Source organism: Streptomyces canus (assembly GCF_001514145.1).
GTDB classification, from domain to species: domain Bacteria; phylum Actinomycetota; class Actinomycetes; order Streptomycetales; family Streptomycetaceae; genus Streptomyces; species Streptomyces canus.
Window position 1 is genome coordinate 490,337 of sequence record NZ_KQ948661.1, and the last position, 11,926, is coordinate 502,262.

Sequence of the window (11,926 nt, forward strand, 5' to 3'; positions counted from 1 at the left end):
GGCCGAGACGACAGCCATCCAGTCTACTTCGGCGCCGGCGTCTCCTTCGCCCGCTGCTCGGCCGGACCGCGCCGCACCGAGCCGGGCGCGTTCCACTCCTGCCGCCTGCGGGCCCGGTTCTTCGCCGCCTCCGAGGACTGGAGCTGGTAGGGCACCGAGGTCACCATGACCCCCGGCGTGAACAGCAGCCGGCCCTTGAGCCGTAGCGCGCTCTGGTTGTGCAGCAGATGCTCGTACCAGTGGCCGACCACGTACTCGGGGATGATCACGGACACCGCGTCCCGCGGCGACTCCTTTCGCAGCCCCTTCACGTAGTCGATGATCGGCCGCGTGATCTCGCGGTACGGCGAGTCCAGGACCTTCAGGGGTACGTCGATCCCGCGCCGTTCCCACTCGGCGCGCAGTGCCTTGGTCTCGGCCGGGTCGACGTTGACGCTCAGCGCCTCCAGCGAGTCCGAGCGCATCAGCTTGGCGTACGCCAGCGCCCGCAGCGCCGGGCGGTGGATCTTGGAGATCAGGACGACGGAGTGGACGCGGGACGGCCGCAGGCTGTCGTCGCTCGGGCCCTCGGGCGCCGCGAGTTCCTCGGAGACCCGGTCGTAGTGCTTCCGGATCGCCGTCATCGTCGCGTAGAAGATGCACATCCCGAGCAGCGCCACCCAGGCGCCGTGGGTGAACTTGGTGACCAGGACGACGACCAGGACGAGCCCGGTGAAGAAGGCGCCGAAGGCGTTGATCGCGCGGGAGCGGACCATGTGGCTGCGCTTCGCGGCGTCCTTCTCGGTGGCCAGGTGGCGGTTCCAGTGCCGGACCATGCCGGTCTGGCTGAGCGTGAAGGACACGAACACGCCGACGATGTAGAGCTGGATCAGCCGGGTCGAGTCGGCGCCGTAGATCCACACCAGGAGTCCGGCCGCACCGGCCAGCAGCACGATGCCGTTGGAGAAGGCGAGGCGGTCGCCGCGGGTGTGCAGCTGGCGCGGGAGGTAGCGGTCCTGGGCGAGGATCGAGCCGAGCAGCGGGAAGCCGTTGTAGGCGGTGTTCGCGGCGAGGAACAGCACCAGTGCGGTGGCCGCGGCCAGCACGATGAACAGGAAGCTGCCCTTGCCGAAGACGGCCTCGGCGACCTGGGAGATCACCGGGTTCTGCACGTAGCCGGAGCCGAGCGCGACGCCGTTGTGGAGCAGGTCGACGGCCGGGTTCTCGGCCATGCGGACCTTGGTGACCATGGCCAACGCGATGATCCCGCAGAACATGGTGACGGCGAGCAGGCCCATCGCCGCGAGCGTGCTCGCCGCGTTCTTCGACTTGGGCTTGCGGAAGGCCGGCACACCGTTGGAGATCGCCTCGACGCCGGTGAGTGCGGCACAGCCGGAGGAGAAGGCGCGCAGCAGGAGGAAGACGAGGGCGAAGCCCGCCAGGCCCTGGTGCTCGGCCTTGATCTCGTACCCCGCCGTCGGTGCCCGCATGGTGTCGTCAAGGACCAGCCCGCGGAACGCACCCCACGCGATCATGATGAAGACGCCCGCGACGAAGACGTAGGTCGGGATCGCGAAGAGCGAGCCGGACTCCTTGACCCCGCGCAGGTTCATCAGCGTGAGCAGCACGATCACGGCGATCGCGCAGGGGACCTTGTGCTCGACCACGAAGGGGATCGCGGAGCCGAGGTTCTCGATGCCGGAGGCGATGGAGACGGCGACGGTGAGGACGTAGTCGACGAGCAGCGCGCTGGCGACCGTGAGCCCCGCCCTGGGGCCGAGGTTGGTGTTGGCCACCTCGTAGTCGCCGCCACCGCTCGGGTAGGCGTGCACGTTCTGCCGGTAGGAAGCGACCACCGTGAACATCAGCACGACGACCGCGAGCGCGATCCAGGGGCTGAAGTGATAGGCCGACACGCCCGCGATGGACAGGACCAGCAGCACCTCGCCCGGCGCGTACGCCACGGAGGACAGCGGGTCGGAGGCGAAGACAGGGAGGGCGATGCGCTTCGGCAGGAGCGTTTCGCCGAGCCGATCACTGCGCAGTGCGCGCCCGATCAGGATCCGCTTGGGCACGTCGGTCAGTTTGGACACAACAGTGAAGCGTAAGCGTTCGAACGGGCGAGCAACCACCCGGCACCCCGCATCTGCTCTCCGGGTGAAATCCGGACACGCTCCGGCTACGGATTCCGCAGGTGAGCGAAGTGGCATGCCTATATGACAAGACCCCGCCCCTCACTGTCCCCGGAGGTCCCATGCACACGACCGCAGAGCTGATCGGCGCCGCGGCCGCCCTCGTCGGCCTCGGCATCCTGACGCTCGCGAGCGTCCGCAGCATCAGCCGCCGCTGACGGACACGAAGTCAGGGCAACCGTGCACGGGGGTGCCGTCGTCCTACCGCCCGTGTGTAGCTTGGGCGTCGGTCTGAGACCCTGATGTGGCTGAGCAGTACTTATTGACACCGGAAGGACGGTCGTGCACATCGTCATCATGGGCTGCGGGAGAGTGGGTTCCGCTCTCGCCCAGACCCTGGAGCAACAGGGGCACACGGTCGCCGTGATCGACCAGGACCCCACCGCCTTCCGACGACTGGGCTCCGGTTTCGGCGGTCGCCGTGTCACCGGGGTCGGCTTCGATCAGGACACCCTGCGCGAGGCGGGCATCGAGGAGGCGGGCGCCTTCGCCGCGGTCTCCAGCGGCGACAACTCCAACATCATCGCCGCCCGTGTGGCCCGCGAGATGTTCGGCATCGAGAACGTCGCGGCCCGGATCTACGACCCCCGGCGCGCCGAGGTCTACCAGCGCCTCGGCATCCCGACGGTGGCCACGGTCCGCTGGACCGCGGACCAGATGCTGCGCCGGCTGCTGCCGTCCGGCGCGGAGCCGTTGTGGCGCGATCCCACCGGCGGTGTCCAGTTGGCCGAGGTGCACGCCTCGACCGCCTGGGTCGGCCACAAGATCAGCAAGATGCAGGAGGAGACGGGCGTCCGCGTGGCGTTCCTGACCCGCCTCGGCGAGGCGATCCTGCCCACCTCGCAGACCGTCCTCCAGGAGGGCGACCTGGTCCACGTGATGATGCGGACGGACGACATCGAGAAGGTCGAGGCGTCCTTCGCCGAGGGCCCCGAAGAGGAGAGCGGTCACTGATGAGGGTCGCCATTGCCGGTGCCGGTGCGGTCGGCCGCTCGATCGCGGGCGAACTGCTGGAGAACGGCCACGAGGTCCTTCTCATCGACAAGGCGCCGACCGCCATCTCGGTCGAGCGCGTCCCGCAGGCGGAGTGGCTGCTCGCCGACGCCTGCGAGATCACCTCCCTGGACGAGGCCGCGCTCCAGCGCTGCAACGTGGTGATCGCCGCGACGGGCGACGACAAGGTCAACCTGGTCGTCTCCCTGCTGGCGAAGACGGAGTACGGCGTCCCGCGGGTCGTCGCCCGGGTGAACAACCCGAAGAACGAGTGGCTGTTCAACGAGTCCTGGGGCGTGGACGTCGCCGTCTCCACCCCGCGCCTGATGTCCGCCCTGGTCGAGGAGGCGGTGAGCGTCGGCGACCTGGTCCGCCTGCTCCGCTTCAGCCACGGCGACGCGAACCTGGTCGAGCTGACCCTGCCGGAGGAGTCGGCCCTGGCCGGCACGACGGTCGGCGACGTGGAGTGGCCCGAGGACACCTCCCTGGTCACCATCATCCGCGGCACCCGCGTCCTCACCCCGTCGCGGGAGGACTCCCTGGAGGCGGGCGACGAACTCCTCTTCGTGGCCGCCCAGGCCCGCGAGGAACAACTGGAGGACCTGCTGTCGGTGCGCCGCGAGGACGCGACGGGCTGAGGTCTTCGAGGGCTACGACGACGGAGGGCGCCCCGCACACGCTGGGCGCCCTCCGTCGTCGTAACCGAAGTACCGGGAACTACGCCTCGCGCCGGTGCCGCCCGGCCGTGGCCTCCGTGTCCCCACGCTCCGCGGCCTGCGCCGCCTTGCGCTCCTCCTCGGCCTTCTCCTCCGCCTCCATCTCCGCGAACACGTCGATCGGAGCCGGTGCCTTCGCGAGGAAGACCCAGGTCAGCCAGACGGCCAGCAGGAAGGGCGGGATCTTGAGGGCGACCAGCACCCAGCCGAGCTGAGCGGTGTCGGCCCACCAGTACAGGGGGAAGAGGATCGCGCACTTGGCGAGCAGGATCCCGCCCCAGGCGTAACTGGCCTTGGAGTACGCCTTCTTGCGGCCCGGGTTGCGGGTCCGCCAGGAGAGGTTCTCCTTGAAGACCGGGCCGAGGATGAGCCCCATCAGCGGCACACCCGCGAGCGTCGTGATGACGTACGCCAGGCCGAGGCCCAGCGTGTACAGCATGCCCGGCAGATAGAAGTTCTTGGCGTTGCCCGTCATCATCGCGAAGACGACACCGAAGGCGACGCCGAAGACACCGCTGAAGGCGTGCTTCACGGTGTCCCGCATCACCAGGCGGACCACGACCAGCAGCAGCGACACCGCGAGCGCGGCGATCGCCGACAGGTGCAGATCCTTGTTGATCGTGAAGATCGTGACGAAGAGCAGGCCCGGCAGAACCGTCTCGACCATGCCCCGGACGCCGCCGAACGCCTCGAACAGGGCCGCCTCGGTCACCGCCCGCGCGTCATCGGTCTGAGTGTCTTCGGTCGGCTTGTCGAGAGACGTCACCGGCTACTCCCGTCCCACGGGTCGGAGTTCGTATTTCGGATTGAACAGCACCCGGCGGCCCCGGCTCATCGAGATCCGCCCGGAGGCGATCAGCTTGCGCCCCGGCTCTATCCCGACGATGGAGCGCCTGCCGAGCCACACCACGTCCAGGGCGGCGGACCCGTCGAACAGCTCGGCCTCCAGGGCCGGGACGCCCGCGCGCGGCCGCAGGGTGACCGTGCGCAAGGTACCAGTAACGGTCACGATCTGGCGGTCGTGACAGTCGCCAATACGGGTGCAGCCGGTGGTCTCGGTGTCCTCCCGCAGCTCCTCGGACTCCAGGTCCTCCTGCGACGAGGAGAGCCGGTCGAGCATGCGCCGGAACCGGCCCACCGGCTTCTCGGAACGCGGAACAGCACTCATATCCGAAAGCCTACCGGGGTGCGCCGACAGCGTTGTACCCGCAGCACTAGCGTTCGAACCGGTATCCCATGCCGGGCTCGGTGACGAAGTGCTTGGGATGCGAGGGGTCCGCCTCCAGCTTCCGCCTCAGCTGGGCCATGTAGACCCGCAGGTAGTTCGTCTCCGTCCCGTAGGACGGCCCCCAGACCTCCTGGAGGAGCTGTTTCTGGCCGACGAGTCGGCCGGTGTTGCGGACAAGTACCTCGAGCAGGTGCCACTCCGTGGGGGTCAGGCGAACGTCTCTGCCATGCTTTTGGACCTTCTTCGCGGCCAGGTCGACGGTGAACTCGTCGGTCTCCACCAGGACCTCCTCCTCGTCACCCCCGGTGGGCTCCGCACGGCGCACGGCGGCCCGGAGGCGGGCCAGCAGCTCGTCCATGCCGAAGGGCTTGGTGACGTAGTCGTCGGCGCCCGCGTCCAGCGCCTCGACCTTCTCGTCGGAGGAGTGCCGGGCGGACAGCACGAGAATCGGCACCCGGGTCCAGCCGCGCAGCCCCTTGATCACCTCGACGCCGTCCATGTCGGGCAGACCCAGGTCGAGGACGACCACGTCGGGGTGGCGGGCGGCGGCGAGCCTGAGCGCGCTGGCGCCGTCGTGCGCCGCATCGACCTCGTACTTGCGCGCCTTGAGGTTGATCACGAGGGCGCGCACGATCTGCGGCTCGTCGTCGATGACCAGCACTCTGGTCATGTGGCCTGCCTTTCGGGTTCTGCTTCTGCCTCTGCGAAGGGTGCGTCGAGGAGCTCCGCGTGCGCGTCCGCCGCGCACAGCGTCAGCACCATAGTGAGGCCTCCGCCGGGCGTGTCCTCCGCGTTGAGGGTGCCGCTCATGGCCTCCGCGAAGCCCCGGGCCACCGCGAGCCCGAGTCCCACCCCGGCACCGCGCGGGGCGTCGCCGTAGCGCTGGAAGGGCGCGAAGATGCGCTCCTTGGCCTCGTCCGGGACGCCGGGGCCTCGGTCGACGACCCGTACCTCGACGCGGTCGGCGATGGCGCTGGCGGACACCCGGACGGGAGTGCCGGGCGGGCTGTACTTGACGGCGTTCTCGACCAGGTTGGCCACCGCCCGCTCCAGGAGCCCCGGATCGACGGCGACCATCGGCAGGGTCTCCGGGACGTCCAGCTCCACGCTGTCGTCGGGCACCCCGCCGAGGGCCATCGGCACCACCTCGTCGACGTCGATCTCCCGGATGATCGCGGTGACCGTGCCGGTCTGGAGGCGGGACATGTCGAGCAGGTTGCCCACGAGGTGGTCGAGCCGGTCGGCACCCTCCTCGATGCCCTCCAGCAGCTCGGCCCGGTCCTCCTCGGACCACGCCACGTCGTCGGACCTGAGCGACGAGACGGCCGCCTTGATGCCGGCCAGAGGCGTGCGCAGGTCATGCGATACGGCGGCCAGGAGCGCCGTACGGATGCGATTGCCCTCGGCGAGCGTGCGGGCCCGGTCGGCCTCCTCCTGGAGTCTGCGACGGTCCAGGGCGACGGCGGCTTGGGCGGCGAAGGCGGCCAGCACCCGGCGGTCCTCGGCGGGCAGCACCCGGCCGGTGAGCGCGAGCGCCATGTGGTCGCCCACCGGCATGTCGACGTCGGCATCCTCGGGCCGCTCCACGGACGGTCCGAGCCCCGCCCGGCCCGCGCAGGTCCACGGCTCGACGTCGCTCGCCCGTTCCAGCAGGGCCGCCGACTCCATGCCGAAGGTCTCCCGGACGCGCTCCAGGAGCTCCTCCAGACGGGTCTCGCCGCGCAGCACGTTCCCGGCGAGGAAGGACAGGATCTCCGACTCGGCGCGCAGCCGGGCGGCCTGGTGGGTGCGGCGGGCGGCGAGGTCGACCACGGAGGCCACCGAGATACCGACGCCCACGAAGATCACGATGGCGACGATGTTCTTCGGGTCGGCGATGGTCCAGCGGTGCAGGGGCGGTGTGTAGAAGTAGTTCAGCAGCAGCGAGCCGACCGCGGCCGAGGCGAGTGCCGGGAAGAGTCCGCCCAGCAGGGCCGCGGCCACCACGACCGCCAGGAACAGCAGCATGTCGTTGGCGAGGCCGAGGTCGACGGTGGTGAGGAGGATCGTCAGGAACGCCGGGCCCGCCAGACCGACCAGCCAGCCCCACAGGATCCGGGCCCGTCCGAGCCGCGCGCCCCGGGCGACGGGCAGTCCACGCCCCTTGGCGACCTCGTCGTGGGTGACGATGTGCACGTCCAGGTCGGGCCCGGACTCCCGGGCCACGGTCGCGCCGACACCGGGTCCGAAGACGTACTGCCAGGTCTTGCGGCGGGAGGAGCCGAGGACGATCTGGGTGGCGTTGACGCCCCGCGCGAAGTCGAGCAGGGCGGCCGGTATGTCGTCGCCGACGACATGGTGAAAGGTTCCTCCGAGGTCTTCGACGAGGGTCCTCTGGACGGCGAGTTCCTTGGGCGAGGCGGAGGTCAGACCGTCGCTGCGGGCTATGTAGACGGCGAGTACCTCGCCGCCGGCGCCCTTCTCCGCCAGGCGCGCGGCTCGCCGGATCAGCGTCCGGCCCTCCGGTCCGCCGGTCAGCCCGACCACGATCCGTTCCCTGGAACCCCAGATCTTCGAGACCCGGTGCTCGCTGCGGTACTGCTTGAGGTACTCGTCGACCCGGTCGGCCACCCACAGCAGCGCGAGCTCCCGCAGGGCGGTGAGGTTGCCGGGCCGGAAGTAGTTCGACAGGGCCGCGTCGACCTTGTCCGGCTGGTAGATGTTGCCGTGCGCCATCCGCCGCCGCAGCGCCTGCGGCGACATGTCGACAAGCTCGATCTGTTCGGCCCGCCGTACGAACTCGTCGGGCACCGTCTCCTGCTGCCGTACGCCGGTGATCGACTCGACGACGTCGCCGAGCGACTCCAGGTGCTGGATGTTCACGGTCGAGACCACGTCGATCCCGGCCACCAGCAGTTCCTCGACGTCCTGCCAGCGCTTGGCGTTGCGTGAGCCCACAATGTTGGTGTGGGCGAGTTCGTCCACCAGGGCGACGGCGGGGGCGCGACGCAGGACGGCGTCGACGTCCATCTCGGTGAAGACGGCGTCCCGGTACTCCAGCTCCCTGCGCGGGATCTCTTCCAGGCCGTGCAGCATCACCTCGGTGCGCGGCCGCCCGTGATGCTCCACGAATCCCACGGCACAGTCGGTCCCCCGCTCGACCCTGCGGTGGGCCTCGGACAGCATCGCGTACGTCTTGCCGACGCCCGGTGCCGCACCGAGGTATATCCGAAGCCTGCCGCGTCCCATGGGCCCATTGTCTTCCGCTCACTACTGCCTACGCAGCGCCGACCTTACGGCCAACAATCCCGACAACGGGGCCCGGGCCCGACGCGCCCCCCACCTTTGACACAACCCTGACGCACCCCTCGGACGGAGGTCCCGGCCGGAGTCCCTGCACCGTCCGGGACCAGCGCCACGGCCGACTCAGGCGATACCGAGCCACACGGCCAACGCCGGGGCCCCCGTAGACGCAACCCCGACGCGACCCTCAGACGAAGCCCGACCGGTACCGGAGCCCGCGTCACTGCCCCCTGCGCCGTCCGGGAACAGCACCCCGAGAGCGGGATCCTGCGATACCGAGCCACGCGGCCGACACCGGGCCCCCGTCGACGCAACCCCGACGCGACCCTCAGACGGAAGCCCGACCGAAGCACCCGCCCGGCACCGGAGCCTGCAGCACCGACCCTGCACGCCCGGGAACAGCGCCCCAAGACCGGGTCCTGCGGCGACGAGCCACGCGAGTGCCTGCCGCAGCTGCGGCTCACCGCTGCGCGGAGGGTGCGGGAAGGCCAGGACGTGCCGCCGGACCGTCAACGCGGCAACGACCGGCGGTGCCTCACAGCTGTCTCCAGCACCCACGGCACCACGGTCTGGCCCCGCCAGCCCAGGAACAGCCGCCGCGGGGAGAGCGACAAACTTGCCCTCGGCGCGGGACGTCCCACCGAGTGCCGAACTCCCCCCGGCACGACGCGCGCGCTCACTGACCCACGATCTCCCCGTCCCCCAGCTCCAGCACCCGATCCGCCAGATCCAGCAGGGTCGCGTCATGCGTGGCCACCAGCGCGGTGACGTTCTCGCTGCGTACGACGGCCCGCAGCAGCTCCATGACGGCGTGCCCGGTCTCCGCGTCCAGTTGACCCGTCGGCTCGTCGGCGACGAGGAGCGAGGGGTTGTTCGCGAGGGCCCGGGCGATGGCGACGCGCTGCTGCTGACCGCCGGAGAGCTCACCGGGGCGCTGCTTCGCGTGCTCCGCGAGGCCGACCAGGGCCAGCAAAAGCTCGACCCGCTCCTCACGCGCGCGTGCGTCCACCCGGCGCAGTCGCATCGGGACGCCGATGTTCTCCGCGGCGGTGAGGATCGGGATCAGCCCGAAGGACTGGAAGACGAAGCCGATACGGTCCCGCCGCAGCGCCAGCAGCCCGTCCTCGTCCAGCCCGGCGATGTCGACCCCGTCGAGCTCGACCCGCCCCCGGTCGGGCCGGTCGAGCCCCCCGACGATGTTGAGGAGCGAGGTCTTCCCGGATCCCGAACGCCCCTTGAGGGCGACGAGTTCACCGCGCGGCACCTCGAACGAGACCCCGCGCAGCGCGTGCACCGCGGCGGCCCCCTCGCCGAACGACCTGTGGATGTCCTCGACCCGCACCATGGTCTCCGTGACCACCTGAGTCATTGCGCTCTCCCCCGTGAAACCGTAAAACCCGCGAACCCCGTGAACTCATGGAACCGGGCGCCAGTATCACCGTCCGGCGCCCGGCCTTCAACGGTTCAGCTCGGGTTGTCCCCGTGGGTGAGGGTCTCCCAGGCCACGAAGAGGTTGTTGCTGCCGGCCGGGCGGTTCCGCTCGGTCAGCGCCTGCGCATTAGTCATGCCCATGCCAAGTTTTTTGTGCAGCGCGTTGTACCCGACCTCGGTGACCGGCCCGAGCCCGGGTTTCAGCGCCCCGCCGCACAGCCAGCCCGGCACAGCGGTCCCCAGCTCGTACCTGGCCTGGAACCCCAGCGCCTGCCGCAGCCGCTCGCCCACATCCGTGCCGTAGAGATCCAGGCCCTGGATACGGCTCGTCTCGGCGACATGCGAGAGCGCGGAGATGCCGTACCCGGTGTGCGTGAGGTCCCGGCAGGTCTCCTGGGTGAGCCCGGTGACGAAGGTGGACTGCCCCTGCCAGTAGTTGACGATCTTGTCCCGGGTGTCGAGGTTCTGGCTCGGCACGGTCTTCGGCAGCTCACCGTCGGAGTCCAGGTAGACGTAGGCCGCGGTGCGGGTGCGGAACTTCGCCACGGCCTTGTCGTACGACGACTTGTCCTCGAGGAAGACGGAGATGCCGACGGCCGCCTCCATCATCGACAGCTCCCAGTTCCCGTTGGACTTCGAGCCGTTGATGATCTCCGCCAGATAGACGTTGCGGAGCATGGTCGCGAAGCGTCCGGAGTTCGCCCAACTCCCGGTGTACGTGTACTTGATGATCTCGGCCGCCCTGGGCCACGAGGAGCCGGCCCAGCCCGTCTGCAGGGGGCGTTGCTGTTGGTGTGGCGTGATGACCGCCGACCAGGCGCGGGGCCACCCGACAGGGTGAATTCGCGGTTGCAGAACGCGTCTTGCTCGTAGTCGACGCTACGGTCTTGGCGTACGAGGTTCTCTTGTCGGGGCGTCGAGCGTCACCGCCCCTGTACCACCGCAGTGATGGTGCGGGGCATCGGAGTGCTCTGGCCCGGGCGAAAGACCTCGCGCATCAGGAACTCCGCCCGCCCCGGGCCGGACCACATGCACGACGCGTGTCGCCGCCGGGGTGCGAAAGCGGGGAACCAGGTCACCCAAGACCGTTCGGGGTGAACCCGCTGAGCCAGGCGCCATCTGGTGAGGCGTCCAGGAACGGTTCGAGTACGAGCCGCACATCGGCCGTACGAGGGCGCAGCGGCGCCCAGCAGCTCGCGGTCGGGGACGTCCGAGCCGGACGAGAGTCGACGCGCCCGTCCTCGACGGCGAGCCGTACTCATCGCCTGTCCTGCGCTGCGGGTCGCCCGCCTGAACGCACCAGGGCCGCACCCCCTCACGGGGTACGGCCCTCGACGTCGTACGACTAGCGGACCTCGGTGATCTCCGGTCCGCGCTGCAGCTGGCCCATCCCGCCGGAGAAGCGGGAGCCCTCGTCCTGCTGCTGAACGCCCTCGGGGACCATCTGGGCGTCGTTCGGCAGCTTCAGGACGATCGGGTCGCGGGGCGCCATCGGGCCCTCGCCGCGGACCACGACCGTGTCCCGGAAGATCTGCTCGAGCAGCCCGGCCGCCTGCGGCTGCACCGCACCCTGGCCCGAGATCACCCCGCGCAGGAACCAGCGCGGACCGTCCACACCCACGAACCGCACGACCTGGAAACCACCCGTGCCGTCCGGCAGCTGCACCGGCACCTGGGCGCGCAGCTCCCAGCCCAGCGGACCCTCGACCTCGTCGACGATGCCGCCCTGCTGGGTGATGCCGGAGCCGATCTCCTCGCGCACCTCGCCCCAGATGCCCTCGCGCTTGGGAGCGGCGAAGGCCTGCAGCTGGATGGCGCTGTCGCGCAGCACGACGGTGGCCGCGACGATGGCGTCGCCCGCGACCTCGACCCGCAGCTCCATGCCTTCGACGCCCGGCACGAACAGACCGCCCAGGTCCACGCGACCCTCGGCGGGGTCACGGACCTCGGTGTCGTCCCAGGGCCCGTCGGGGCGCGGCTCCGGCTCCAGCCGTACGCGCTCACGCTCTACGTCGTCCGCCTCAGTGTCGACGCTGTCGACGACCTGCTCGGCCTCGCCGGCCGCGTCCTCGGCGGCACCCTTCTTCTTGCGACGTCCGAACACG

Annotated in this window: 9 protein-coding genes and 1 pseudogene; 2 read left to right on the plus strand and 8 right to left on the minus strand. The window is 70.1% G+C overall.

What is annotated here, in order from left to right; all coding sequences use genetic code 11:
- Positions 1-23: 23 nt before the first annotated feature.
- A complete protein-coding gene (locus AQJ46_RS21880) occupies positions 24-2,072 on the minus strand; it encodes an APC family permease (RefSeq protein ID WP_059207195.1) in 2,049 nt (682 codons plus the stop codon).
- Positions 2,073-2,453: 381 nt separating this feature from the next.
- On the opposite strand from AQJ46_RS21880, the gene AQJ46_RS21885 reads away from it, so the two are divergent.
- Positions 2,454-3,125, plus strand: coding sequence for a potassium channel family protein (locus AQJ46_RS21885; protein WP_057611263.1), 672 nt, complete (start codon positions 2,454-2,456; stop codon positions 3,123-3,125).
- Positions 3,125-3,802: a potassium channel family protein gene (locus tag AQJ46_RS21890; RefSeq protein ID WP_057611264.1), complete on the plus strand. Its 678-nt coding sequence runs from the start codon at positions 3,125-3,127 to the stop codon at positions 3,800-3,802. The genes AQJ46_RS21885 and AQJ46_RS21890 overlap by 1 nt, the downstream gene beginning before the upstream one ends.
- Before the next feature lie 79 nt (positions 3,803-3,881).
- Here the strand turns inward: AQJ46_RS21890 and AQJ46_RS21895 are convergent, their stop codons facing one another.
- From AQJ46_RS21895 to AQJ46_RS21925, 7 genes and pseudogenes are all read right to left on the minus strand, one after another.
- A complete protein-coding gene (locus AQJ46_RS21895) occupies positions 3,882-4,646 on the minus strand; it encodes a DUF3159 domain-containing protein (protein WP_057611265.1) in 765 nt (254 codons plus the stop codon).
- A 3-nt stretch (positions 4,647-4,649) separates the two neighbouring features.
- Positions 4,650-5,048 carry an OB-fold nucleic acid binding domain-containing protein gene (locus AQJ46_RS21900; RefSeq protein ID WP_059207196.1) on the minus strand — a complete coding sequence of 133 codons (399 nt, stop codon included), beginning with the start codon at positions 5,046-5,048 and terminating at the stop codon, positions 4,650-4,652.
- A 46-nt stretch (positions 5,049-5,094) separates the two neighbouring features.
- Positions 5,095-5,778, minus strand: coding sequence for a response regulator (locus AQJ46_RS21905; protein ID WP_057611266.1), 684 nt, complete (start codon positions 5,776-5,778; stop codon positions 5,095-5,097).
- Positions 5,775-8,336, minus strand: a complete 2,562-nt coding sequence (locus tag AQJ46_RS21910; RefSeq protein ID WP_059207197.1) for a sensor histidine kinase — start codon at positions 8,334-8,336, stop codon at positions 5,775-5,777. The genes AQJ46_RS21905 and AQJ46_RS21910 overlap by 4 nt, the downstream gene beginning before the upstream one ends.
- A 730-nt stretch (positions 8,337-9,066) precedes the next feature.
- The gene (locus AQJ46_RS21915; protein ID WP_059207198.1) at positions 9,067-9,759 is read right to left on the minus strand and encodes an ABC transporter ATP-binding protein; all 693 of its coding nucleotides are present in this window, start codon (positions 9,757-9,759) and stop codon (positions 9,067-9,069) included.
- Positions 9,760-9,854: 95 nt separating this feature from the next.
- Positions 9,855-10,640, minus strand: a pseudogene (locus AQJ46_RS21920) (alginate lyase family protein); the annotation flags it as partial.
- Positions 10,641-11,166: 526 nt separating this feature from the next.
- Positions 11,167-11,925, minus strand: coding sequence for a DUF3710 domain-containing protein (locus AQJ46_RS21925; protein WP_037710874.1), 759 nt, complete (start codon positions 11,923-11,925; stop codon positions 11,167-11,169).
- Between the last annotated feature and the right edge of the window lies 1 nt (position 11,926).